23 protein-coding genes are annotated in these 22,962 nt (G+C 65.2%); 12 read left to right on the plus strand and 11 right to left on the minus strand.

Going from position 1 to position 22,962, the window contains the following annotated elements:
- Positions 1-184 precede the first annotated feature (184 nt).
- Positions 185-1,531: a lytic murein transglycosylase gene (locus ACE10Z_RS09095; RefSeq protein WP_375787625.1), complete on the minus strand. Its 1,347-nt coding sequence runs from the start codon at positions 1,529-1,531 to the stop codon at positions 185-187.
- A gap of 183 nt (positions 1,532-1,714) precedes the next feature.
- Here ACE10Z_RS09095 and ACE10Z_RS09100 point away from each other — a divergent pair, with 183 nt between their 5' ends.
- On the plus strand, positions 1,715-3,367 hold the full coding sequence (locus tag ACE10Z_RS09100) for an ATP-binding protein (RefSeq protein ID WP_375787626.1): 1,653 nt from the start codon (positions 1,715-1,717) through the stop codon (positions 3,365-3,367).
- A 206-nt stretch (positions 3,368-3,573) separates the two neighbouring features.
- Positions 3,574-4,506: a zinc metalloprotease HtpX gene (gene htpX, locus ACE10Z_RS09105; RefSeq protein WP_375787627.1), complete on the plus strand. Its 933-nt coding sequence runs from the start codon at positions 3,574-3,576 to the stop codon at positions 4,504-4,506.
- A 122-nt stretch (positions 4,507-4,628) separates the two neighbouring features.
- Here the strand turns inward: htpX and ACE10Z_RS09110 are convergent, their stop codons facing one another.
- From ACE10Z_RS09110 to ACE10Z_RS09120, 3 genes are all read right to left on the minus strand, one after another.
- Complete coding sequence (locus ACE10Z_RS09110) at positions 4,629-5,579, minus strand: aldo/keto reductase (RefSeq protein WP_375787628.1); 951 nt, start codon at positions 5,577-5,579, stop codon at positions 4,629-4,631.
- 231 nt (positions 5,580-5,810) lie between these two features.
- On the minus strand, positions 5,811-5,981 hold the full coding sequence (locus ACE10Z_RS09115) for a hypothetical protein (protein WP_375787629.1): 171 nt from the start codon (positions 5,979-5,981) through the stop codon (positions 5,811-5,813).
- Positions 5,982-6,023: 42 nt separating this feature from the next.
- Positions 6,024-6,182, minus strand: coding sequence for a hypothetical protein (locus ACE10Z_RS09120; RefSeq protein ID WP_375787630.1), 159 nt, complete (start codon positions 6,180-6,182; stop codon positions 6,024-6,026).
- Between the two features lie 343 nt (positions 6,183-6,525).
- Here ACE10Z_RS09120 and ACE10Z_RS09125 point away from each other — a divergent pair, with 343 nt between their 5' ends.
- Positions 6,526-6,951: a GYD domain-containing protein gene (locus ACE10Z_RS09125; protein ID WP_375787631.1), complete on the plus strand. Its 426-nt coding sequence runs from the start codon at positions 6,526-6,528 to the stop codon at positions 6,949-6,951.
- A gap of 261 nt (positions 6,952-7,212) precedes the next feature.
- Here the strand turns inward: ACE10Z_RS09125 and ACE10Z_RS09130 are convergent, their stop codons facing one another.
- Both ACE10Z_RS09130 and ACE10Z_RS09135 read right to left on the minus strand, forming a co-directional pair.
- Positions 7,213-7,626 carry a nuclear transport factor 2 family protein gene (locus ACE10Z_RS09130; protein ID WP_375787632.1) on the minus strand — a complete coding sequence of 138 codons (414 nt, stop codon included), beginning with the start codon at positions 7,624-7,626 and terminating at the stop codon, positions 7,213-7,215.
- A gap of 557 nt (positions 7,627-8,183) precedes the next feature.
- Positions 8,184-8,426 carry a DUF1127 domain-containing protein gene (locus tag ACE10Z_RS09135; RefSeq protein ID WP_375787633.1) on the minus strand — a complete coding sequence of 81 codons (243 nt, stop codon included), beginning with the start codon at positions 8,424-8,426 and terminating at the stop codon, positions 8,184-8,186.
- A gap of 163 nt (positions 8,427-8,589) precedes the next feature.
- On the opposite strand from ACE10Z_RS09135, the gene ACE10Z_RS09140 reads away from it, so the two are divergent.
- From ACE10Z_RS09140 to ACE10Z_RS09150, 3 genes are all read left to right on the plus strand, one after another.
- Positions 8,590-10,224, plus strand: coding sequence for a winged helix-turn-helix domain-containing tetratricopeptide repeat protein (locus tag ACE10Z_RS09140; RefSeq protein WP_375787634.1), 1,635 nt, complete (start codon positions 8,590-8,592; stop codon positions 10,222-10,224).
- A gap of 218 nt (positions 10,225-10,442) precedes the next feature.
- On the plus strand, positions 10,443-10,874 hold the full coding sequence (locus tag ACE10Z_RS09145) for a hypothetical protein (RefSeq protein ID WP_375787635.1): 432 nt from the start codon (positions 10,443-10,445) through the stop codon (positions 10,872-10,874).
- 354 nt (positions 10,875-11,228) lie between these two features.
- Entirely contained in the window at positions 11,229-11,486 is a 258-nt protein-coding gene (locus ACE10Z_RS09150) for an iron oxidase (protein WP_375787636.1), read from the plus strand.
- Between the two features lie 32 nt (positions 11,487-11,518).
- On the opposite strand, the gene ACE10Z_RS09155 is transcribed toward ACE10Z_RS09150, so the two are convergent.
- Entirely contained in the window at positions 11,519-12,961 is a 1,443-nt protein-coding gene (locus ACE10Z_RS09155; RefSeq protein WP_375787637.1) for a short-chain fatty acyl-CoA regulator family protein, read from the minus strand.
- A gap of 242 nt (positions 12,962-13,203) precedes the next feature.
- Between ACE10Z_RS09155 and ACE10Z_RS09160 the strand changes: the two genes are divergently transcribed.
- The 3 genes from ACE10Z_RS09160 (at position 13,204) to ACE10Z_RS09170 (ending at position 15,006) form a co-directional block, all read left to right on the plus strand.
- On the plus strand, positions 13,204-13,413 hold the full coding sequence (locus ACE10Z_RS09160; RefSeq protein WP_016839740.1) for a hypothetical protein: 210 nt from the start codon (positions 13,204-13,206) through the stop codon (positions 13,411-13,413).
- A 209-nt stretch (positions 13,414-13,622) separates the two neighbouring features.
- Positions 13,623-14,198 (plus strand): hypothetical protein, encoded by a 576-nt coding sequence (locus tag ACE10Z_RS09165; RefSeq protein ID WP_375787638.1) that lies wholly within the window; start codon positions 13,623-13,625, stop codon positions 14,196-14,198.
- A gap of 22 nt (positions 14,199-14,220) precedes the next feature.
- A complete protein-coding gene (locus ACE10Z_RS09170) occupies positions 14,221-15,006 on the plus strand; it encodes a glycine-rich domain-containing protein (protein WP_375787639.1) in 786 nt (261 codons plus the stop codon).
- On the opposite strand, the gene ACE10Z_RS09175 is transcribed toward ACE10Z_RS09170, so the two are convergent.
- Complete coding sequence (locus ACE10Z_RS09175; protein ID WP_375787640.1) at positions 15,003-15,890, minus strand: metallophosphoesterase family protein; 888 nt, start codon at positions 15,888-15,890, stop codon at positions 15,003-15,005. The genes ACE10Z_RS09170 and ACE10Z_RS09175 overlap by 4 nt on opposite strands.
- 147 nt (positions 15,891-16,037) lie before the next feature.
- On the opposite strand from ACE10Z_RS09175, the gene ACE10Z_RS09180 reads away from it, so the two are divergent.
- The 3 genes from ACE10Z_RS09180 to ACE10Z_RS09190 all read left to right on the plus strand — a co-directional run bounded on the left by ACE10Z_RS09180 (position 16,038) and on the right by ACE10Z_RS09190 (position 17,509).
- A complete protein-coding gene (locus ACE10Z_RS09180; RefSeq protein WP_375787641.1) occupies positions 16,038-16,526 on the plus strand; it encodes an NUDIX domain-containing protein in 489 nt (162 codons plus the stop codon).
- 38 nt (positions 16,527-16,564) lie between these two features.
- Positions 16,565-17,077, plus strand: coding sequence for a GNAT family N-acetyltransferase (locus tag ACE10Z_RS09185; RefSeq protein ID WP_375787642.1), 513 nt, complete (start codon positions 16,565-16,567; stop codon positions 17,075-17,077).
- Positions 17,078-17,191: 114 nt separating this feature from the next.
- Positions 17,192-17,509 carry an EthD family reductase gene (locus tag ACE10Z_RS09190; RefSeq protein ID WP_092124536.1) on the plus strand — a complete coding sequence of 106 codons (318 nt, stop codon included), beginning with the start codon at positions 17,192-17,194 and terminating at the stop codon, positions 17,507-17,509.
- Between the two features lie 183 nt (positions 17,510-17,692).
- Here ACE10Z_RS09190 and ACE10Z_RS09195 read toward each other — a convergent pair whose 3' ends face one another.
- The 3 genes from ACE10Z_RS09195 to ACE10Z_RS09205 all read right to left on the minus strand — a co-directional run bounded on the left by ACE10Z_RS09195 (position 17,693) and on the right by ACE10Z_RS09205 (position 22,839).
- Positions 17,693-20,071, minus strand: coding sequence for a TonB-dependent receptor (locus ACE10Z_RS09195; protein WP_375787643.1), 2,379 nt, complete (start codon positions 20,069-20,071; stop codon positions 17,693-17,695).
- 118 nt (positions 20,072-20,189) lie between these two features.
- Entirely contained in the window at positions 20,190-20,612 is a 423-nt protein-coding gene (locus ACE10Z_RS09200) for a DUF2946 family protein (protein ID WP_375787644.1), read from the minus strand.
- Positions 20,613-20,775: 163 nt separating this feature from the next.
- Positions 20,776-22,839 carry a hypothetical protein gene (locus ACE10Z_RS09205; RefSeq protein WP_375787645.1) on the minus strand — a complete coding sequence of 688 codons (2,064 nt, stop codon included), beginning with the start codon at positions 22,837-22,839 and terminating at the stop codon, positions 20,776-20,778.
- Positions 22,840-22,962 lie beyond the last annotated feature (123 nt).

The raw sequence follows: 22,962 nt of genomic DNA on the forward strand, positions 1-22,962 counted from the left end.
CGTAACAACTGGTCAAATATTCTGCGGCGCTTTCGTGCCCCGTCATCCTGAGGAGCGCGAAGCGCGTCTCGAAGGATGCACGGCCCGGCCGGTGGCCGTCGATCCTTCGAGACGGCCGCTCCGCGGCCTCCCCAGGATGACGGTCCAAGAGCAACGCGGGCCGCTTAGGCAGTCCGACGATGTCCTACCGCGTCCCCGGCATCGCGGCGTCTGCGGCCGGCTGCGTGCGGCCACCGCCGCGCATCCGCGCCAGCAGCTCCGCGGTCGGCCAGGAATCCGCCGGCAAGCCGTATTTCATCTGCATCGCCTTGATCGCGCTGCGGCTGGCCTGACCGAGCACGCCGTCGATCTTGCCGACGTCGTAGCCGGCGCGCGCCAGCAGCGATTGCAGCTCCTTGATCTCATTGAACGGCAGCTGCGCGACCGGCGCGTGCGGACGCTGCATCGGCGGTGCGCCCGCGATGCGGCCGGCGAGATAGCCGGCGGTGGTCGAATAGATCAGCGAGTTATTCCACTCGGTGTAGGCGGCGAAGTTCGGGTAGGCGAGGAATGCCGGACCCATCCGGCCCATCGGCAGCAGCAGCGAGGCCGGCATCTCGTCATTCGGCAGAGCCTTGCCGTCGGTCAAGGTGACGCCGAGTGCAACCCATTTCGAACGCGGCAGCTTGACGGTGAGGTCGGCCTGGTCCCACGGAAAGTTTGCGGCCTGCGGCACGCGCACCTCCTGCAGCCACGGCTCGCCGCGCCGCCACTTCAATCCGTTGGCGATGTAGTTCGCGGTCGAGCCGATCACGTCGGGGCCGCTGGCGAGCAGATTGCGATGGCCGTCGCCGTCATAGTCGACGGCATAGTTGAAATAATGCGTCGGCAAAAATTGCGTCTGGCCGAGCTCGCCGGCCCAGGAGCCGATCATCTCATCGGGCGTCAGGTCGCCGCGCTCGATGATCTTCAGCGCCGCGATGGTCTCGCCCTGGAACATCTCCGAGCGACGGCAATCATAGGCCAGCGACACCAGCGATTTCAGCGTCGGCAGATTGCCCATCTGGGCGCCGAAATCGCTCTCCAGTCCCCAGAACGCGGCGATCACCGCCGGCGGCACCCCATACTCCTTCTCGGCTCGCGCGAACGCGGCCGCGTAGGTCCGGATGTATTGCTGGCCCTGCTGCATCCGGTAGTTCGCAGCCATGCGGCCCGCGAACTGGGTGAAGATCTGCCCGAACACGCGCTGGCCGCGGTCGCGGTTGACGATACCCTGGTCGTAAACCAGGTAGGGCGCGGCCTCCGCAATCGTCCGCTGCGAGACGCCGGCAGCGACCGCCTTCTGCTTCAGCTCGGCGAGGAAGCGATCGAAGCTCTGGCCGTTGTGGCAGGACGCGGCCCTTGGCGAGGCCACCGCGGCCGGGCGTGCCCGGACCGGGGCCGGCCCGGCGGGATTGGGCAGCGGCTGCTGCGCCTGAGCCAGCGAGGAGAGCGCCAACGCCCCCGCGATCGCTGCGAACATGATCGGGGCGCGGAGGGGAGAAGCTGGCATCGATGTCACCGGCTGGGAAAGGGGGATCAAGGCCCATCCTGCATACACCAGGGCGACACCGGGCAACAACGGGGGTGCCCTGTTAGACCAATTGAGCTTCGGCAGAGTGAAGAGCCGCCGCTAAGATCGGCGGGTGATTCGCGGGCGGGGGTGTCGGCGGATTGATCACGCCCGGAGGGACCCATGTGGAGTTTTCTCGAGCGGCTGTTGGATTCGTCGACGTTTTCGCCACACGGCATCTGCCTGTTGTGGGAGCCGGAGCTGATCTGGCTGCACGTGACTTCAGACGCGATCATTGCCGCTTCCTATTTCTCGATCCCGTTTGCGCTCGCGATCCTCGTCTCCAAGCGGCGCGACTTCCAGTTCGGCTGGATGGCCTGGCCGTTCGCCGCGTTCATCCTCGCCTGCGGCCTCACGCATGTGTTCTCGATCTACACGCTGTGGGTGCCGATCTACGGTCTCGAAGGAATAGTCAAGGCGCTCACCGCTGTCGCCTCGGTCGTCACCGCGGTGCTGCTCTGGCCGCTGATCCCGAAAATCCTGGCGATCCCGACCGAGCAACAGCTGCGCGAGGCGCATGTCGCGCTCGCCGAGGAAGGCCGGCAGCGCCAGCGCTCGGAAGTCCTGCTCGAGCGCTTCCGCGAGGCCGAGGCCAATGAGAGCAAGATCCGCCAGGCGCAGAAGATGGAAGCGGTCGGCCAGCTCACCGGCGGCATCGCGCACGACTTCAACAACATCCTCACCGTCATCACCGGCACCATCGACATCCTGGCCGAGGCGGTCACCCACAACCGGCAGCTGATCGAGATCACCAGCCTGATCCGCGACGCCGCCGAGCGCGGTGCATCGCTGACGCGGCATCTGCTCGCCTTCGCGCGCAAGCAGCCGCTGCAGCCGAGCGATGTCGACGTCAATGCGTTGATGGTCGACACCATCGAGCTGCTGCGGCCGACCATCGGCGACCACGTCGATATCGATTTTCGCCCGATGCCGGATCTGCCGCGGGCGCTGGTCGATTCCAACCAGCTGGTTACCGCGATCATCAACCTCGCGCTGAACTCGCGCGACGCGATGCCGAAGGGCGGCAGGCTGCGGATCGAGACCCGTACTGCCGAACTGAAGCCATCAGACGTCCGCGGCCATGACGGACTTGCCGCCGGCGACTATGTCGCGATCGCGCTGATCGACAACGGCCAGGGCATCGCGGAAGCCGATCTCGCCAAGGTGTTCGAGCCGTTCTTCACCACCAAGGACGTCGGCAAGGGCACCGGCCTCGGGCTTTCCATGGTCTACGGTTTCGTCAAGCAGTCCAATGGCCACATCGTGCTCGACAGCGAGCTGGGTCGCGGCACCAAGGTCATGCTGTTTCTGCCGCGCGCGACGGCGGTGTCGGCGGCCGCGGTGCCCGAGCGGCGGCAGCCGGAGGTGCGCGGCGCGCGGGAAATCGTGCTCGTCGTCGAGGACGACAGGCTGGTGCGGTCCTACGTGCTGACCCAGATCGAGAGCCTCGGCTACGCCACGCTGTCGGCCAACAATGGCGACGAGGCGCTGGCCGTGCTCGACAGCGGCGCGCCGGTCGATCTGTTGTTTACCGACGTCATCATGCCCGGTGCGATGAACGGACGCGACCTCGCCACCGAGGCGCAGCGGCGCCGCCCCGGCCTGCGCGTGCTGTTCACCTCGGGCTACACCGAGAACGCCATCGACCAGGACGGCAAGCTCGAGCAGGGCATCCTGTTCCTGGCAAAGCCCTACAGCCGCGCCCAGCTCGCCCGCATGCTGCGCGTCGCGCTGCGCGAGCAGGAGACGGAGCACGCGCAGGAGCCGGCGCAGTAGCGAGGGATCGTAGCCCGCACGAACTCGTAGCCCGGATTTCGCTGCGCTGCATCCGGGCTACACGGCATTGGGTCGCGTCACATGACCAATCGTTAATCCCGCCGCGTCGCTGCGACGCACGCCTTCCACTTGCGGCTTCGGCGGCAAAATCCCTACCTCTGCGGCGTCAGTTGTGGCAGCATTCCGCTCGCCGTGAGGGAACAACGATGAACTATTTCCGCACCGCGCTCCTGCTTGCCGGCCTTACTGCGCTGTTCATGGGCGTCGGCTATCTGATCGGCGGCGGCACCGGCGCCGTGATCGCGCTGATCGTTGCTGCTGCGACAAATCTGTTCACCTACTGGAACTCCGACCGCATGGTGCTGTCGATGTACGGCGCCCATCAGGTCGATGCGCGTTCGGCGCCGGACCTTTACAATCTCGTCGCCGAGCTCGCGCAGCGCGCGAGCCTGCCGATGCCGCGTGTGTTCGTGATGGACGAGGCACAGCCGAATGCATTCGCGACCGGCCGCAATCCGGAGAACGCCGCGGTCGCCGTCACCACAGGCTTGATGCAGCGGCTGAGTCGCGAGGAGCTCGCCGGCGTGATCGCGCACGAGCTCGCGCATATCAAGCATCACGACACGCTGACCATGACGATCACGGCGACCATCGCCGGCGCGATCTCGATGCTGGCGCAGTTCGGCATGTTCTTCGGCGGCAACCGCAACAACAACGGCCCCGGCATCGTCGGCTCGATCGCGATGATGATCCTGGCGCCGCTCGGCGCCATGCTGGTGCAGATGGCGATCAGCCGCACCCGCGAATACGCTGCCGACAATTATGGCGCGCGCATCGTCGGCCAGCCGATGTGGCTGGCATCCGCGCTCGCGAAGATCGAGAACGCTTCGCATCAGCTGCCGAACATGGAAGCCGAGCGCAATCCGGCCACCGCGCACATGTTCATCATCAACCCGCTGTCGGGCCATGGTGTCGACAATCTGTTCGCCACCCACCCCTCGACCGCGAACCGCATCGCGGCGCTGCAGCAGCTCGCCGCCGAGCTCGGCACCCAGACCGCGCCGCGCCCGGCCGGCGCCAGCTATCCGCCGCGCAGCCCGTGGGGCGGAGCCTCGGGCCAGCGCGGGCCGTGGGGCTAGGGCGAGGTGAGAATAGCGGCCGCATATTTCCTTCGCCTCTCCCGCAAGCGGGAGAGGGGGCGCACCGCCATTGCGGCTGCCATTCAACAAATCTGATCTTGCTTCAGAGCGTGGCCCACCCGCTACGCGCTCGCGGCGTCCAGCCGCTCGACCTGACCTTTGCTCAGCTCGAGCCCGGCAGCCGCGACGAGCGTTGCGACCTGCTCGGGCCTGGTGGCGCTGGCAATCGGCGCGGTGATGCCGGGCTTCGCCATCAGCCAGGCGAGCGCGACCGCGGCCGGCTCGGCGCGGGTTTCGGCGGCGACCTCGTCGAGGCCGGCCAGGATGCGCATGCCGCGCGGGTTCATGTATTTCGGAATGCTGCGCGCCCCGCGCGGGCTCTTGGCGAAGTCGCTCTCCGAGCGATATTTGCCGGTCAGGAATCCGGCGGCGAGGGAGAAGAACGTGATCACGCCGACGTCGTTGTCCTCGCAGACGCGTTGCAGCGCGCCCTCATAGCTCGACCGCTCCGCCAGGCTGTATTCGGGCTGCATGCTCTCATAACGGGGCAGCCCGTTCGCCCTGGAAATATCCAGCGCGCTCTTGAGCCGCTCCGCCGAGAAATTCGAGGCGCCGATCGCCCTGACCTTGCCGGCCTTGATCAATTTGTCGTAGGCCGCGAGCGTCTCTTCCTGCGGCGTCGCCTCGTCGTCCTTGTGGGACTGGTAGAGGTCGATGTGGTCGGTCTGCAGCCGCCGCAGCGAGTCCTCGACGGCGCGCGCGATGTAGTCCGGCTTCAGGCCGACATTATCGCCTCCCATGTCCATGCCGACCTTGGTGGCGAGGATGATGCGGCTGCGGTTGCCGCGCGCCTTCATCCATTTTCCGATGATCGTCTCGGACTCGCCGCCATCATGGCCCGGCACCCAGCGCGAATAGACGTCGGCCGTATCGAGGAACGTCAGTCCATGCTCCAGCACGGTGTCGAGCAGCCGGAAAGATGCAGCCTCGTCCACCGTCCAGCCGAACACATTGCAGCCGAAGCAGAGGGGAGGGACGGTGAGGCCGGAGCGGCCGAGCGCGCGATGCTTCATGCGTGTTCTTTCTCTTGTTCTTGACGGGAGGCGCGGGACACTGGGGCAGATCGGCCTTGTTTGCAAGGCGCTGTGATCCGCATTGCGCTGTTTCCGCGCCAGTCACCACCGCGCAATGCTGCTGGCCGAACAGGCCGGTAAGCAACCTTGCGTGTCATTTGTCATGGGATCCGTCGGCATTCCTTGTCCGGACGCCGACGGATGATTGCCGAGATTTCGCGGCCGGCTCGGCTATTTGCGCTCGACGAAGATCGCCTTGCAGTCGTCGCTGCTGATGTTCTCCGCGGTGTGGGAAACCACGAGTGGCCCGGCAAAGGCCGTGCCTGCCTTGCTGGGGGCGTCTCGCGTGGTGCCGTCGGCATTGTGCAGGCGAATGGTGCAGTCGGTCAGCGGATAGACCACGAACGGCACCGGGTGGGAATGCGGCTTGTCTGTCGTCCCCTTCTACCAGGTCGCGGCAATGACGCGGAAATTCTGATCCTCGAAGATGACCTTGTAGGTGTCGGGATCGCTTTGATAGCTCGGCGGAGAATCCGCAGCCGCTGTCGCGGAGATCGCCGCAAACAATCCGACGATTGAAAAGCCAAATGCACGGAAATTCATATCTGAAAACTCCCTGTCCAATTGAGCTACGCGCTCGGCAATGAGCGCCGGCGACACTTACCACAGGACGTCTCTCGCCACGAGATTCGTTCAGTCCCGCGCGTCGGCGCGTCGTGCTGCGTGCGATGCGCTGCGCGCTGCGAGACGACCGGCCGTGCTGACTTGCGCGTCAGGTCAGGTGGACTGCCCTTCATGGTCGGTCGATGACAGGGCGAATTTTTTCGGAGCCACGAAACGCAATTTCACTTGGCTGTCATTTGATGTAGATTGCGCGGCGAGCTGCCACCGGTTACGCCGAAATCCGGAGAATGAGCGGCAGCGATCATGGCCATCGGCAGGCCTTTTGGTCTCATTTTCAGTACGAAAAACCTTCTGCCTGGGTCATGCCCGGGTGAATGCTTTTTTCCATTTCCAGCCAAATGGAGCGATTGCCATGCACTTCTGTCTCTCAGGGGAATACACGCCGCGATCCATCAACAGCATCATGGAGAACCCGACGACCAATCGGTATGAGGCGGCCAAGAAGTTGATCGAGGCGGGCGGCGGCAAATTGATTTCGATGTACAGCACGGCGGCCGATGGCCCCGGCGTGATGGTGATCTTCGACGTGCCGGATCCGACCGTCGCACCCGCCATCACCGGCGTGGTCGTGGCGGCCGGCGCCGTCCAGAATGTGAAGCTGCTCCGGCTCTTCACGCAGGACGAGATCAAGGTGGTGCGTCAGCACGCGAGCAAGCTGAAGGCCGCCTACTCGCCTCCAGGAAGTTAGCAGTCGACGAAACGCGGCGCAGATCGATCTGACGACCGCTGTCACTCGCGCGCGGTGGCGCTTCACAGCGTCCCGCGCGGAGGCGAGGGCCGTTGCGCGCCGCTGATCCGGGCTGCGTTCAACGGTTGGGCAGTCGCTCGGGCGGATGTCACGCGCGCATGCCGGCTCGCATAGCCCCGGCCGGTTGTGCCGTCGCCTGACGTCCGCCGCCTCGCTCCGCACGTCTTCGGCGCGGCGATTGCGGCACCGCGCCACCGCCGCTCACGAGGGCGGAGTGTCCAAATACACGTAAAGCGCGGCGATCTTGCCGTCGCGCGCAATGATGAAATCCACGCCGGTATAGACAGGCGCTTCGCCTCGCGGCCCGGAGCCCCATGCCAGGCGTCCCGAATTGTGCAGCGCCTGCGGCGCGCCATGCGGCGTATACACATAGTGCGGATGCGTCGCGCGGAGATCGCCGGCGAACTTGTCGAGTGCGTCACGGCCCACGAGAATGCCCGGCGGTGCGTAGAGCACGCAGTCCACGGTGTAGAGCTCCTCAATCGCGGCCCTTCGGCGCACCGGATCGCCTTCGCCGAAAACCTCCGGCAGGTTGCGGGTGAGTAGCGTTTCGATGCGGCTCACATCTGCGCCCACGGAGGGCGGAATGTTGGTCTTGCTGGCATGCTCGTTCATCTGCGACCTCCATGTGACTTATGAGATGATGTGGTCGCAGCCGCCGTCCTGAAACGGCAATGATGGAAAATCATCGTTTCACATTTTGATACATCGACGTGACGGCCGTTCGCTCGAAAGCGTTCTGGCGCGTCGCATCGTCCGCGAGGTCTTCAGCCGCCTTTAAGTGCGGTGTATGCACAAACATTGCCGGCCAACCGGTGCGACAGATTGCTGCCGGCGCTGATCCTCTCGCGTCGTCCAGTCAGCCTGCCGCCTGCGGTCACCCTAGTCCAGAACTATGCTCATCTTGCGGGTGCGCTCGCGCGCTCGTTCGGCCTGCTGATCCTCTTCGCGCTGCGCCAGAAACCGGGACGCCCGGCGCAGCCATCTCGCCATACCGGACGGAGCAGCCGTGTTCGGCCGTAGCCAGTATTCCTCATACCAGTCAGGCTGGACCCGAAATGCGTCCAGTGTCCGTTCGCTCGTCTCGAGAGGAGTCTTTCGTGCGGGCATGACACAGCCTCTGCGCAATGCGATGCTGATCGCGAACGTTTCCCCCGGCCGGGCACCTCTGCTCATTGAGGATAAATGGCGCCCCGCGGGTCGACCGCGCGATGCGAGGCGACATAGTCGATCTCACCGCGCGCAATACCGATATCCCGTAGCTCGTGATCGTTCAGATTGCTCAGACGCTGCCGTAGCCGCGCGCGTTCCTGCCAGTCCAGCAACGCGGCCCAGCACCGGCTGACGATGGCAAGGCGCGGATGTGCTGATGCAATCGCATGCGGCGATCTAACGCTGTGGTAGGGCGTATCCATTGGACATCTCCCGACGTCGCGTCCTCTGCATGAAGGTGGCAGGACGGCGGGAGTGCTGCTTGACATATCGCTTACATTTTCCTTACCGGCGGCTTATTCTTTCGACGCCAGCCCGCGCGGGAGCGCCTTCGGGCGACCGGAGGGCCATTTGGAGAATGGTCCCTTGCGCTATTCCTTCGAGGATTACGTATTGGACACCGAGCGGCGCGAACTGCAACGCGGGCCTGAAATTGTCCCGACGACGCGACAGGTTTTCGCGCTGCTTGATTGCCTGATCCGCAACAGGGATCGCGTCGTCAGCAAGGACGACCTTGTCGCCACGATCTGGGATGGACGGGTCGTTTCCGATGGCGCGGTGACGACGCGCCTGAATGCTGCCCGACACGCGATCGGCGATTCCGGTCAAGAGCAACGCCTGATCAAGACACTGCCTCGACAAGGCTTTCGCTTCGTGGGCGTTGTGCGAATGGTACAGGAACCGCCGACTGGATTGCCGGCCATGGCTCTGGACGGGAAGGACCTAAACCGGCTCGCGCACCCGGAATGGTCGCCGCGCCGCGAGATCCGGCACGAGGTGGACGCACCGCCCGGCGCTCCAAGCAACATGCCGTCCGTCGCGGTGCTGCCCTTCGCCAATCTGTCGGGGGACAGGGAGCAGGACTATTTCAGCGACGGCATCACCGAAGACATCATCACCGAGCTGTCACGGTTCTCGCAGCTGTTCGTCATCGCCCGCAACTCGTCCTTCACGTACAAGGACAAGGCTGTCGATGTCCGTCAGATCGGTCGGGAGCTTGATGTGCGCTACCTGCTCGAAGGCAGCATTCGGCGTGACGGAGAGCGGGTTCGGATCACGGCACAGCTGATCGATGCCCTGACCGGGGCGCACCATTGGGCCGAGCGTTACGACCGCGAGCTGAAGGACATCTTCGCGGTCCAGGACGACGTGGCACGCACCATTGTCGCTGTCCTGGCCGACCACGTGTATGTGGCGGAGCTCGAGCATGCCAAATGCAAGCCGACGGAGAATCTGGGCGCCTATGATCTCTATCTTCGAGGGATGGCGGAAGCCTACAAGTGGACCAGAGAGGGGAACGAAGCAGCGCTCCGCCTGTTCTACAGGGCCATCGAACTTGATCCCGAATTCCCGACGCCTTACGGCGCTGCCGCGATGCGTTTCAGCGTGCGCAAGGGGTTCGGCTGGATGGTCGATCCCGACCAGGAGGTCGCTGAAGTCAGGAGACTGGCCCGCCGGGTGATGCAACTGGGCAAGAACGACCCGATCGCCTTCGTGCATGTCGGGCATTCGTTGGCCTATGTCGCCAAAGACCTCGTTGAGGGCGTCGCCTTGATTGATCGCGCGCTGGCCCTGAACCCGAACCTCGGGGCCTCGTGGACACATAGCGGCTGGTCGCGGCTGTGGCTCGGGGAGGCAGACTTGGCCATCGAGCACTTTGGACGCGCCATTCGACTGAGCCCTGTCGATCCGGGCAGGTTCTGGCCGCAAGAAGGAACAGCTCATGCTCATTTCTTCGCGGGCCGCTACGACGAAGCACTGTCATGGGCGAGGATGGCGTTGTGCAGCCGGCCGGACAGCCACGCCGCGCTGCGCATCGGCGCCGCGAGCGGCGCGCTTGCCGGGCACTGCGACGAGGCCAGGAGACTTGCGACGCGATTGCACGAGGTCGATCCGGCGCTACGACCAGCGACGCTGAACACCGTGTTGGGTCCGTATCGGAACCTCGAAGACGTGGCGAAGTATGCGGACGCGCTACGACGGGCAGGGCTACCCGATTGACGGCCGCGAGGTCGGCGGGTTGCGGCGAGAGCGGCGTCCAGCACTTCATCGCCTTGCGCAGGCAGGCCCCATAGTGATCGGCCAAAACACCGAGGAGGCGGCCAGCATCCCGGCGCGCGTCACATGCCTGCAACAATGAACGACTAGTTGCTGCAAGCGCTAATACTCTCGCGTTGCCTTGTCAGCCTGCTGTCCGCGGTCAGCCCTTGTCCAGAACCATGCTCATCTTGCGGGGCACGCTCGTGCTCTCGTTCGGCCTCTTGATCCTGTCCCCAGCGCCGGGCCACGCTCAAGACGCCAACTTTCGCAATCCCGAACAGGCGCCACCGTCATGGGCGCAGTTTGCCAAGCTGGTCAAATACCGGTTCGAGGAATGGATCGCGGCCGACGAGACGGTTGCCAATCGTTTCCGCAACTGGGTCATCGAACATTCCGGCAAGGAGAACGGACCGCCGCCGACGCTCGTGGTGCGCGCCTGGCTCAACCCGGACGGCACCGTCGAGCGCGTCACGTTTCCGGCGCTCAATGATGCCGGCGCCACCGAGGACCTGCGTACCATCCTGAAGCGCGGCAATGTCGGCCAGGCGCCGCCGCCGGAAATGCTGCAGCCGCTGAACCTGCGCTTCTCGCTCAATCTGCGCAAACCCTGAGCGGCTTCGATCGCGCGTTCGTTTTCCTGGGGTCATTCCCCGGTGCGCAATTGCGCACCTGAGGGCTCGCGAAGCGAGAACCTCGAAGGATGAACGGTCCAGCTGGTGGCCGTCGACCCTCTGAGACGCGCTACGCGCTCCTCCAGCGACAATGGCGAAGCCGTTGCGCGGGGGTGACGGAGCCAATGGCGGCACGCGTTGGGTGAGAGTTTCAGCGTCATCCCTGCGAAAGCAAGGACCCATAACCACAAATGATCATTGTTGCGCGATGCCGGAACGACGAGTCCCGTTTACAATGCCTGCCGCGGAGTATGGGTCCCTGCTTTCGCCGGGACGACGCATGGGGTGAACACCATGGCCAAACAACAGTGCGAACGTTCGCGACGCGCCTTCATCGCCTCCGCCATCGCGGGAATTCCCGCGGCACTGTTTCCGCGACCTGCCGCAGCCTCCGACAAAATGACAAAACCGCAGGCGGAATACCAGGACACGCCGAACGGCATCTACTCCTGCGGACTGTGCACGCTGTTCGTCGCGCCCGACGGCTGCAAGGTGGTGGAGGGTGCCATCAGCAAGGATGGCTGGTGCAAGGCTTTTGCAGCGGTCGACTGAGTCTTGCGCCTGCAGGAGAAAGTAGCGTCGCGTCACAACTCCCGCGCATTCGAGAACGCAAACGACGACACCCGCCGCGTGGTCTCGTCCAGGATCAGGCTGCGCGTGATCGGCGGTTCGGCGCGCTGGCTGCAGTTCTCGCGCTCGCAGAGGCGGCAGTTGACGCCGATCGGCGTGCCCTCGATCTTCTCCAGATCCATGCCGGTCGCATAGACGAGCTTGGCCGCATGACGGATTTCGCAGCCGAGCCCGATCGCAAAGCGCGGCTGCGGCTGCGGATAGGGCGCCACCGGCCGCCGCACCGTCTGCGCAATCGAGAAGTAGCGCGTGCCGTCCGGCAGCTCGATCACCTGGCTCAGCAGCCGGTCCGGCATGTCGAAGGTCGAATGCACGTTCCAGAGCGGGCAGGTGCCGCCGAATTTGGAGAACGGGAAGGTGCCGGAGGAAAACCGCTTCGACACGTTGCCGGCATTGTCGACGCGCAGCAGGAAGAACGGTACGCCGCGCGCGTTCGGCCGCTGCAGCGTGGTGAGGCGGTGGCAGACCTGCTCGAAGCCGGCATTGAAGCGCTGCGCCAGCACGTGCACATCGTAGCTCAGGGCTTCGGCGGCGGAATGAAATGCCTGATAGGGCATCATCGCGGCCGCGGCGAAATAATTGGCGAGCGTGATGCGGTACAGCCTTCGCGCGGTGTCGTCGACCGGGCCGGCGCGGCTGACGATCGCATCGATCGCGGCGCCGCATTCGACAAAGCCGATCTGCAACGCAAGCTGGAAGCTGCGGCCGGCACTGTCGACCAGTTCGGAGATCAACAGTTGCCGGCGATGCCGATCGAAACGGCGCAGCGTCTCGCGCATCACATCGACCGGCATCACGCGGGTGACGATCGAATGTTTTTCGCGCAAGCGCGTGGCGAGGGCCGTGAACAGGCCTTCGGTCGGCACATTGAGCTCGTCGCGCAGATTCTCTGCCGCGGACTCGAGTTCCGGAAAATAGTTGCGGTTGGCCTCGATCAGGTCGCGCACCCGCTCGATCGGGTTGGCGTCGAACTGCGAGCCCTCGCGGTCGGCCATCTGCGCCGCCACCAGCGTCTCGCCGCGGCGCGCCTCGGCGTAGGCGGCATAGAGCCGCTGCAACGCATGTGTCACGCCGGGGCACAGCTCGGCGAGATCGCGCAGTTCCTGCTTCGGCAGATCGATCTGGCGGAACAGCGGATCGGAGAAGATCTCGTTGAGTTCCGCGAAGAAACGGTCCTCGTCGGCGGTGGCGAGATCGCGCAAATCCAGATCGTAGGTCTCGGCCAGCCGCAGCAGGATCTGCGCCGTCACCGGGCGCTGGTTGCGCTCGATCAGGTTGATGTAGGAGGGCGAGATCCCGAGCCCCTCGGCGATCTGGGTCTGCGACAGCCCCAATTGCTGGCGGATCCGCCGGAAGCGCGGACCAACGAACAGCTTCTTTCCGGATTCGCCGGGCATGGCAGCCTTCCTGACCTAATTTGTGACAAAATTTACAAATCGACATTTATTACAAGTTCAGATGTTACATGACATCACCAATAAAAAACAGGGCATCTATACGAACTTCGCCTTTTCGCGTTTATCTCCTGGCACGCACTTCGCGACGCTCTGTCAAGAATGTCGATCCGGCGAACAGGCCGCGGGGATCAGGATTCAGGCGGCCGAGCAAGGGCAGCAGGATTTTTTAGAGGAGACTGACGATGAGCAAGGGCAGCAATTTCTGGGTGATCGGCGGCGAGTTCGGCTCGATGAACTTCCACAAGCTCGTCGAAGGCTCCGCCCAGGTCCGCGGTCCGTTCAAGACCCGCAAGGAAGCCGAAGAGTGCTGGAAGGAAGTCTCGGAAGAGAGCCGCCACAAGGCCGGCGTGCGCTTCTCGATCGTCGAGGAACCGTCGCGGGTTTCGGCCTGACGCCAAAATTATCTCAGCTAAGAAACGTCCAAGGACGGCGGCCCCATCCGGTTCATCCGGGTGGGGTCGACCGCTTTTGGGACAGTGCCGGGATTTTTCAGCTGGGATAAGTGGCCACCTAAGTGCTTGGGAACCAACGCCCTTTGCGGACATCATGGTTGCTGATAGGTTAATGGGTGAGGCAACCCGTCATCACGAGGCCGTAAGGCATGTCCGATCCGCACAACACCGGCAGCGAGGCGCGCGAGATGCGGCCGACGCTGCGAGAGGCGCTGCGGCGGGCGCGGATCGAGGCGGCCGATCGCACCGGCGTCGTCGTCGAATTGCGCGATGCCGAGGTGGCGCGGCTCGAGATCCTCAACGACGCGCTTGATCCGCTGTTCGCGCAGGTGCCGGAGAAGGTCGACCTGTTCGACCGCGGCATCAGCCAGGGCGAGACGCCGCGGCTGTGGATCGATGTGGTCGCGCATGTGCTGATGGGCCGCGACAAGCGCATCTACCGCTTCGTGCAGGACACGAGGTTCGGCCGTATCGTGCTCGCCGAATCGCACGACGTGGCCGTGATCGTCGATGCAGTCACCGATTATGTCGCGCGGCGCATGATCGAGCGCGAGCATGCGATGGTGGCAACGCCGCTTCCGGCTGCCGAGCCGCCGGCTCCGCCGCCGGTGCCGGTGGCGCCGCCGAAGCGCCGCGGCGGGATCGGCATGTTCGTGCTCGGCTTCATCCTGGGCGCGCTGGCGCTGTTCGGCTTTGCGCTGCTTGCGAGCGTGCAGAATTTCTAGCCGCTGAAGGGGCGGGGGCATCGTGGTCATAACACCCGCCTCGGCATTTTTCGGCGTCCTGGCGGCGGCCGCGGTGGTCGGCAGCGCCGTGCTGTTCGGCAAATGGCAGACGCTGCGGCGCGCCGAATATATCCGCACCTTCAAGTGGCCGGCGGGCCTGTTGGCCCGGCTCGAGAAGCACCACCCCGGCTTCGCCCGCAAGGACAGCGCGCTGGTGTCGCGCGGCCTGCGGCAGTTCTTCCTCGCCTATCTGATGAGCGGCAAGCGTTACGTCTCGATGCCGTCGCAGGCCGCCGACAACCTCTGGCACGAATTCATTCTCTACACCCGCGAATACGACGCGTTCTGCCGCCGCGCCTTCGGATCGTTCCTGCACCACACGCCAGCCGTCGTGCTGGTGAAGGAGCGGCGCCAGAGCAATGAAGGGCTGCGGCGGGTCTGGTGGTACTGCTGCAAGTACGAGAACATCGATCCGGTCAGGCCGACGCGGCTGCCGCTGTTGTTCGCGCTCGACGCCAAGCTCAGCATCGCGAACGGCTTCATCTATCACACCGACTGCGAGGCGCTGCGCCGCAGCGGCATCGGTGGCAGCAGTCCGTATTGCGGCGGCGATTTCGCCGACTCGTCGATCGATGGATCGTCAGCGGGTTTTGGCGATGCCGGCAGTGACGGAAGCCATGGCGGTCATGGTGGCGACGGAGGTGGCCACGGCGGCGGTGATGGAGGTGGCGGCGACGGTGGAGGTGGCGGCGACAGCGGAGGCGGTTGCGGCGGTGGGTGTGGCGGCGGCGGCGGTGGCGGCGATTAAGACAATCGCACTTGCCTTAGCTCGCGAATGCCGTCGTGAGCGTCGAGGCCGCGCACGGTCTGCTCGCAGCGCCAGCCATTGCCGTCACGCTCGATCGAGAACAGATTGTAGGCTGCCGCCGGATAGTGCTTGCGCGCCAGCGCCGATGCCGACGGCACGCCGATCGCCGGGATCTTCTGCTCGGGGCCGTCGAACCACATCGTCGAATGGATGTGGTCGTGGCCATGCAGCACCAGCTCGACGCCGTGCCGCTTGAGCAGCGCCAGCAGCTGGTGCGAATCGGTCAGCCGCTTGGCGCGCCCGTCGGAGTGCAGCGGGTGATGTACCAGGAGGACGCGAAAGGCCTCCTCCCGCGACAGCTGCGCGAGGATCGTATCCAGCGCGCCGAGCTGGGCATGGCCGAGCCAGCCGGTCGCCATCAGCGGCGGCGTCGGCACCGCCGAGGAGACGCCGATCAGCGCCACGGGCCCGCGGCGGCGCACGAACGGAAAATGCGTCGCCGCACCATCGGCGTCGCCGCGCAGATAGTCGCCGAAGTGACTGACGAAGCGATGGCGGGTCGCGCGGACATAGGCGTCGTGATTGCCCGGGACCACGGTGACGTCGGCGGCGCCGCCGACGCCCTCGAGCCATTGCCGCGCCGGATTGAACTCGGCATCCAGCGCCAGATTGACGAGATCGCCGGTCACGGCGATGTGGTCCGGCTGCTGCGCCTGCATGTCCGACACCAGCGTGTCGAGCACGTCGCGGCGATGATATTTGTGACGGTTGCGCGTCCAGTTCAGGTAGCCGAAGGCGCGCTTGCCGGCGAGATCGCGCAGCCGCGCCGCCGGCAGCGGCGGCAGATGCGGATCCGACAGATGTGCGAGGCGGAACGCCGCCATCACGCGCTTCCCGTCGGATTGTCCGTGAAAAGTGGCTGGCCACCGGTCATGTCGTGCTATCCCGAACGTCCTGCCCTGTATTGGCAAGAGCTGTGCAGCGGCGCAAGGATCAAAGCACGGATCAAACACCATGATGTCGAGGGTTCAGTGACGGTCCTTGAGGATTTACGCAAGCGCTGCGAGCCGCAGCTCAGGTGGGTGTTTCATTTATACTGGCGGTTCGTCCGCGGCATGACGCTGGGCGTCCGCGCCGTCGTGCTCGCCGCCGACAACAAGGTGTTCCTGGTCAAGCACAGCTATGTCCATGGCTGGTATCTGCCCGGCGGCGGGGTCGAGGTTGGTGAAAGTTTTATCGAAGCGCTGCGGCGCGAGCTCGAGGAGGAAGGGCGGATCGAGCTCGACGGCACGCCGGTGCTGCACGGCATCTTCCACAACAGCCACGTCTCGCCGCGCGATCATGTCGCGGTCTATGTCGTCAGGAACTACCGGCAGGACCGGCTGCCGGAGCCGAATCGTGAGATCGTGGCCTGCGGCTTCTTCGACCCGGCTGATCTGCCTGACGACACCACCCCCGGTACGCGGCTGCGGCTCGCGGAGGTGCTCGAGGGCAAGCCGCCGCCGGCGACATGGCGGTGATGGACCGCGCCCGCGCCAGATGCTATCCCGCGCCCACAATGACTGAATTGTCCCTGACCATCCTGCCCGAGACCCCGAAAGACGCCCAGGCGATCGAGCGCCTGCTCGAGCGCACCTTCGGGCCCGGCCGCTTCGCGCTCAGCGCCTACCGGTTGCGCGAGCATGTCGATCATCTGCTAGATGTTTCCTTCACGGCGCGGATCGGCACGCTGCTGGTCGGTTCGGTGCGCCAGCTCCCGGTCACGATCGGCGATACGCCGGCCCTGATGCTCGGACCGTTGACGGTCGAGCCGCCATTCCGCAGCCGCGGCGTCGGCCGCGCGCTGCTCGAGCGCGCGATCAACGACGCCCGCGCCAAGGGCCATCGGCTGATCGTGCTGGTCGGTGACGAGCCGTACTATTCGCGGGTCGGCTTCAAGCCGGTCCCGAAGGGGCGGATGACGATGCCCGGCCCCGTCGACTACAGTCGCCTGCTTGTCATGGAACTGGTCGACGGCGCTGCCGAGGGCGTATCCGGGCCGATCCAGCCGGACTGGAGCAAGGCGATCTGACATCCGCGCGAGCGTCGCCCGGAACGGTTGCGCGCTCTCGGAAACTGAAGCACAGTTGAGGCAAGCGCCGGGACAAGACCGGCGCATGTCATATCAACAGGGAGAGTGCGCGCCATGATCAAGGTCAGTGTGATGTATCCGAACAATCCAGGCGCACGCTTTGATCACGAGTATTATCGCGACAAGCATATGCCGCTGGTGAAGGCGCGCCTGGGCGACGCCTGCAAATACTACACCGTCGACAAGGGTCTCGCCGGCGGCGCGCCGGGGACGCCCGCAACCTATGTCGGGATGTGCCACATCTTCTGCGACTCGGTTGAAGCCTTCGCGGCCGGCATGGGCAAGCACGCCCAGGAGATCATGGGCGACATTCCGAATTACACCGATCTGCAGCCGGTGATCCAGATCAGCGAAGTCGTCGTCGGCCACTGAACGTTTCGATCGAGCGAATCTCGCGACTCCGCTCGCGTCAGCGACGCTTGTAGCCCGGATGGAGCGAGGCGAAATCCGGGATCAGTTCCGCCGCGGGCGCAGCGTCCCGGATTGCGCTGCGCTCCATCCGGGCTACGCGACCATTGATCCCTCTGCCGCGAACGGCAGAGGGATATACTCGTCTCAGAACTTCAGATTGGCGAAGGCCCGCACGCCGAGGCCCGGCATCAGCACCTCGTCCTTGGTGTAGGACACCGAGTTGCGGATGTTCTGGTTGAGCAGGTTGTTTCCGACCAGGCCAAGCGTCATCTCGCGCGCGCCGATCCATGACTGCGTGAGCTTGGTGTTGTAGGTGATCTCCGCGTTCAGCAGATTGTATCCCGCGGTCGGCGTCTCGCCGATCACAGCGATGTCGTTCTGCGCGAAGGCGTGCACCAGGTTGATCCGGGTGAACCAGTTGCTGTCGCGCCAGTAGACGCCGCCGCCGAGCCGAACCGGCGGAATCCGCGGCACGTTGCTGCCGTCGGTGAAGGTTGCGCGCACCACGTCGAACTGGTTCTCGATGCCCCAGATGCCGCCGTTCAGCGGCCCGATGTCGAGCTGGCTCTGGAATTCGGCGCCGCGGAAGATGGCGTCGCGCTGCGCGTATCTAGCCTGGTTCAGCTCAAGCTGGTCCGGATTGGCTATGTCCACGCAAGCCGCACTGTCGCACGTGTTGCCGGTCAATTGGCGGTAGATAAAGCCGTTGAACTTCGTGTAGTAGCCGGTGAGTTCGAATCGCAACGGCCCCGTCGCCCGCCGCAATCCCACCTCGATCGATTTTGCCGTCTCGATGCCGAGATTGGGATTGCCGATGTCGAAAGTGGCGGTCGCATCATGGGCGCCGCGCGAAAACAGCTCTGCCGGTTTCGGCGCGCGTTCGACGTATTGACCGGTAATGCTCGCAACCAGATCCCACGGCAGGTTCTGGATCAGGCCAATGCTCGCACTCTTCGGCGTGAAGTGCAGATCGCGCGGCGTGGCAGGACCAACACTGGCAGGGTCGATGTTGACGTCGAACACGTCAGGTATGAATGCCGGCGTTGTCCCGGAGAGGTTGACGTGCTCGATGCGTCCGGCGATCTGCGCCTTGGTGGTCTCGCTGAATTTCAGCTCGTTGAAGACGTAACCGGCGACCCTGTTGTTGTTGTTAGGGTCCCACAATCCGTTGAGCGGGCTGCCTGGATCGTCCGGACTTGGGGCCGTCAATTCCTGATGCCCGCCCTGCAGGCCGAACGCCGTCGTCACGGCCGCGAAGCGCGCGTTGAACGGCATCATTTGCACTTCGAGCCGGGCTTCTTGCTCCTTGTTGGTAAAAGTCTGCCGCACGCCGTCGCTGGACAGGTCGGTCGGATCGGCAAGGCCGAGTTCGTTGTGCCGATAGTCGGTCGCGCCGACCCAGAACCGCACCGCGTCGATCGCAGCCGCATCGGGCCGGTACTCGCCCTTGACGGCGATCTTGGTCTGGTGCGCGTCGATCCGGGTCTGGTGATCGGCGCCGTCGATTCCCGGAATGTGATAGAGCGAGTCGTTCTGGGTGATCGACGCGCCGACATAGCCGCCCTGGAAGAGATAGGACGCGCCGACCGATGCGCCGTCCGACTGCGTCGCGGAGTTCGGCTGCCGGCCGTTCACTGGCCGCGTCTGGTCGAACAGATACGGATAGCTGGGGATGCTGTAGTCGCTGGTGGTGCGGCCATAGACGTCGGCATGCACGGCGACATTGTTGCCGCCGGCGTCAAGCAGCATGCCGCCCTCGACGCCGCGATTGACCGAACTCACGGACGTGCGGGTCTCGACATTGAGGCAACCCGGTGCGCCTGTGTCGGCCAGCGGCGCCTTCACCGGCAAACCGTAGGTCTGGAACGGCGCCGCCGCGCAGGCCGGCATCGCGTCGGGAATCCGGTTGTTGGTGGCGCTCACCACGCCGCCGATCGAGGTCGAGCCGTAGCGCAACGCGGCAGGTCCCCGCACCACCTCGATCTGGTTGGTCGAGAACGGATCGATCGGCACGAAATGATCTTCGCCGAGATCCGAGACGCCGCCGCCGCCGAGGCCGTTCTCGACAATGCCGACGCGGTTGACGTCGAGACCCCGGATGATCGGCCGGCTCGATGCGCCGGGTGCGAAGCTCGAACCGGTGATGCCGGGTTTCGAGAACAGGAGATCGCCGAGCGTGGCGCCGCCGGAGCGCCGCAGTTCCTCGTTGGGCACCACGGTGACGGTCGCGAACTGGTCGGTGACGACGGGCAGCACGCCCTGCTGTGGTGCGGGCGCCGGTGCTGCTTGCGCCGGTTGGTCTGCAGCAGCGCGTTCGCGGTTGCGGCCCGGCGCGGCCCGGACGACATGAACCGGCGCGCGCGTTGGCACAGTCCGATGCCGCTGGATCGGGCTTGGCGCCGTTACGGTGATGTCAGGGAGTTGCGTCGGCGGGTCATCGGCCAGCGCGCTGCTATTCATCGCGCCGAGCAACAGCCAGCTCGCGCCTCCGATGTGGAGTGCTCGTTTCTTCTGAAGTGTCATTGTCCCGATCCAAGTCCCGGCCCCGTCGAAATGACGGATCGATCCCGATTTGCCTTGGCGGAGCAGGCCGCAACTGTGACGCGGCCGTCCGCTCAGGGCGTGCAGCAATCAGTCGATGTCAGGACAGGGGAGGTGCGCGGGAGTGGAAGGCCGCAGGTGCCGACTTCAGATGGACGAATTCGGCATTGGTGGTGCGGAACAGAAGCTCGACGGCTTCCGGCAGCAACAGCACCGGCGGCGCCGTGAACAGCATGCTGCTCGCGAGCGAAATGACGGCGCAGATCGCGCATTTGTCGGCCGGATGCCGGTCGTTGTCGTGCCTCGTGGGCGGCTCGGTCCCGGTCACCTGGACCGCGAGGTCCGGCGTTGCCGAGGTCCCGATATAAGCGAGATCGAGCAGCGACAGGCCGGTCTGGATTGCGGGCGCCGCTTGCGCGGCCGCAATGGGGTGGAAGTGCCCGAACGACAGCACGAACTGGACGGCGAGCGCGAACAGCGCCAGCCGCGAGCCAGTCCTGATGTGTCTCCGGAACCACTTCATGCCGATTGACGCCCCCAATCGGGAGCGCGCGAACACCCCAGCGGTCCCGATGTTACATTATAACATCGGATGGCGGACGCGATGTCAACCAACGTTCAGACATACTGTGTCGATGTGTTTCCGGTGTGTGTTTGCTGCAACGCAGACGCGAGTCCTGCCGGACTCAGCGTCCCTCACGCAGCCAGGTTGCCGCGAATGCGCCGAGCAACAGCAACAGGCCGACCAGGCCGGCGAACATCGGCAGCACGCCGACGCCCTTGACCACGCTGGCGTCGCGCATCTTGACGCCGAGCCAGCCGTCGCCACGGAAGATCGAGGAGGCACGCACCGGCACGATGCGCGGCATGTCGAGGCTCGATCCGTCGACGATGCGCCGCGCGTCGCCGCCGGTCGCCTGCGCCAGCGGCTTCAGCATGTCGGTGGTCGAGGTGACTTCCGAGAATTCCTTCGGGTTGGTCGGGCCGACATTGATCAGCGCCTTCAGCGTGCCGTCGGTGGCCTGCCACAGGCCGAGCTCGCTCGCGGGCAATGTGGCGCGCCACTCGCCGGCATCGCCGGCGGTCAAGGTCAGTTCATGCGTGGCGCCGCTCGGCGACGTCACGGTGACCGGCGCGACGGTGTCGGCCATGGTCTGCCGCACCACCATGAGATCCTTGCCCTGCACCTGCATGCGCAGCGCCTCTTCGTCGAGGTCGGGCTGCTTCATCAGCCAGTGCGACACCCGCCGCAACAGATCGAGATGCGGTCCGCCGCCTTCATAACCGCGCGCCCACAGCCAGATCTGGTCGGAGAGCAGCAGCGCGACCCGGCCTTCGCCGAACCGCGACAGCAGCAGCAGCGGCTTGCCGTCGGCGCCGGTCATCACCGGTGGGTTGATCGCGTTGCGGGTGTCGACGGTGCGGAAGAACCGGCTCCAATGCGGCGGCTCGGCATTCGAGCCTTCCAGCCCGCGCGTCACCGGATGGCGTTTCCCGGCATCGCTCAAATGTGCGTAGAACGGCTTCTCGGTGACGCCGACCGGCTCGGCCGGCAGCACCGAATCCAGCGGCGTGCGCCAGATGCTGGTGGTCGAGGCGTAATCGGGCCCGGCCGAGACCAGCACGGCGCCGCCCGAGCGGACATAGCGCGCGATATTGTCGAAATAGGCGATCGGCAGCACGCCCTGGCGGGCGTAGCGGTCGAAGATGATCAGCTGGAATTCGTTGATCTTCTGCTGGAACAGTTCGCGGGTCGGAAACGCGATCAGCGACAGCTCGTTGATCGGCGTGCCGTCCTGCTTCTCCGGCGGACGCAGGATGGTGAAGTGGACGAGATCGACGCTGGGATCGGACTTCAAGAGATTGCGCCAGGTGCGCTCGCCGGCATGCGGCTCGCCGGACACCAGCAGCACGCGCAGCTTGTCGCGCACGCCGTCGATCGCAACCACGGCGCGGTTGTTGACCGGCGTCAGCTCGTTCTCGAGCGGCGAAGCCTCGATCTCGACGATGTTCGGACCGGCGTGCTTGATATCGATGTCGACGCTCGATGTCTGGCCGCTGGTCAGCGTGCGCTCGTTGATCACCTCGCCGTCGCGGCGGATTGTGACCTTGGCGCGCTCGCCGGTGACGCCCTGGTCGTCGAGCCGGTAGGTGATGGTCTGGGTCTGGCCGACGATGCCGAAGCGCGGCGCGGCCGTGATCGCGATGCGGCGATCGCGCTCGTCCTTGCGGCCGGTGATCAAGGCGTGCACCGGTGCCTGGAAGCCGAGCGCCTGGGCGTTGCCGGGAATATCGTGCACGCGGCCGTCGGTGATCATGAACGCGCCCGCGACGCGCTCGACCGGAACATCCGACAGTGCCGACGTCAGCGCGCCGAACAGCTTGGTGCCGTCGGTTTCGCCGTCGGCCTGGCCGGCCTCGACGACGCGGACCTCGAGGCCCTTGATCTGCTTCAGGCTGTCGACCAGCGCTTGCCGCGCCTTGTCGGTCTCCTGGGTGCGCGTGCCGAAATTCTGGCTCGGGCTCTTGTCGACCACGACGGCGGCGACCGAGGTCAGCGGCTCGCGGTCCTCGCGGGTGAAGGAGGGATTGGCCAGCGCAAGCAGGATCAGCGCCAGCGCGGCGACACGCACCGCGGCGCCCCGCGCGCGTGACAGCAGCAGCAGTGCCGCAATGACGACGATCGCGCCGAGCCCGATCCACAGCACGATCGAGGGAACCAGCGGTGTGAACGCGATACCGTAGTTCATGATGTCGCTCCGTCATTCCGGGGCGATGCGAAGCATCGAACCCGGAATCTCGAGATTCCCCGATGCGCAGTGCGCATCTGTGGTCTGGTGCTTACGCACCATCCCGGAATGACGGTATGGGCA

The organism is Bradyrhizobium sp. Pha-3 (assembly GCF_042258615.1).
In the GTDB taxonomy this organism is placed as follows: domain Bacteria; phylum Pseudomonadota; class Alphaproteobacteria; order Rhizobiales; family Xanthobacteraceae; genus Bradyrhizobium.

Excerpts from the sequence above, each read along its gene's own strand:
- ACE10Z_RS09095 (WP_375787625.1), bottom strand. The coding sequence starts at position 1,531 with ATGCCAGCTTCTCCCCTCCGCGCCCCGATCATGTTCGCAGCGATCGCG.
- ACE10Z_RS09100 (WP_375787626.1), top strand. The coding sequence starts at position 1,715 with ATGTGGAGTTTTCTCGAGCGGCTGTTGGATTCGTCGACGTTTTCGCCA.
- htpX (WP_375787627.1), top strand. The coding sequence starts at position 3,574 with ATGAACTATTTCCGCACCGCGCTCCTGCTTGCCGGCCTTACTGCGCTG.
- ACE10Z_RS09110 (WP_375787628.1), bottom strand. The coding sequence starts at position 5,579 with ATGAAGCATCGCGCGCTCGGCCGCTCCGGCCTCACCGTCCCTCCCCTC.
- ACE10Z_RS09120 (WP_375787630.1), bottom strand. The coding sequence starts at position 6,182 with ATGAATTTCCGTGCATTTGGCTTTTCAATCGTCGGATTGTTTGCGGCG.
- ACE10Z_RS09130 (WP_375787632.1), bottom strand. The coding sequence starts at position 7,626 with ATGAACGAGCATGCCAGCAAGACCAACATTCCGCCCTCCGTGGGCGCA.
- ACE10Z_RS09135 (WP_375787633.1), bottom strand. The coding sequence starts at position 8,426 with ATGGATACGCCCTACCACAGCGTTAGATCGCCGCATGCGATTGCATCA.
- ACE10Z_RS09145 (WP_375787635.1), top strand. The coding sequence starts at position 10,443 with ATGCTCATCTTGCGGGGCACGCTCGTGCTCTCGTTCGGCCTCTTGATC.
- ACE10Z_RS09150 (WP_375787636.1), top strand. The coding sequence starts at position 11,229 with ATGGCCAAACAACAGTGCGAACGTTCGCGACGCGCCTTCATCGCCTCC.
- ACE10Z_RS09155 (WP_375787637.1), bottom strand. The coding sequence starts at position 12,961 with ATGCCCGGCGAATCCGGAAAGAAGCTGTTCGTTGGTCCGCGCTTCCGG.
- ACE10Z_RS09160 (WP_016839740.1), top strand. The coding sequence starts at position 13,204 with ATGAGCAAGGGCAGCAATTTCTGGGTGATCGGCGGCGAGTTCGGCTCG.
- ACE10Z_RS09165 (WP_375787638.1), top strand. The coding sequence starts at position 13,623 with ATGTCCGATCCGCACAACACCGGCAGCGAGGCGCGCGAGATGCGGCCG.
- ACE10Z_RS09175 (WP_375787640.1), bottom strand. The coding sequence starts at position 15,890 with ATGGCGGCGTTCCGCCTCGCACATCTGTCGGATCCGCATCTGCCGCCG.
- ACE10Z_RS09185 (WP_375787642.1), top strand. The coding sequence starts at position 16,565 with ATGACTGAATTGTCCCTGACCATCCTGCCCGAGACCCCGAAAGACGCC.
- ACE10Z_RS09190 (WP_092124536.1), top strand. The coding sequence starts at position 17,192 with ATGATCAAGGTCAGTGTGATGTATCCGAACAATCCAGGCGCACGCTTT.
- ACE10Z_RS09195 (WP_375787643.1), bottom strand. The coding sequence starts at position 20,071 with ATGACACTTCAGAAGAAACGAGCACTCCACATCGGAGGCGCGAGCTGG.
- ACE10Z_RS09200 (WP_375787644.1), bottom strand. The coding sequence starts at position 20,612 with ATGAAGTGGTTCCGGAGACACATCAGGACTGGCTCGCGGCTGGCGCTG.
- ACE10Z_RS09205 (WP_375787645.1), bottom strand. The coding sequence starts at position 22,839 with ATGAACTACGGTATCGCGTTCACACCGCTGGTTCCCTCGATCGTGCTG.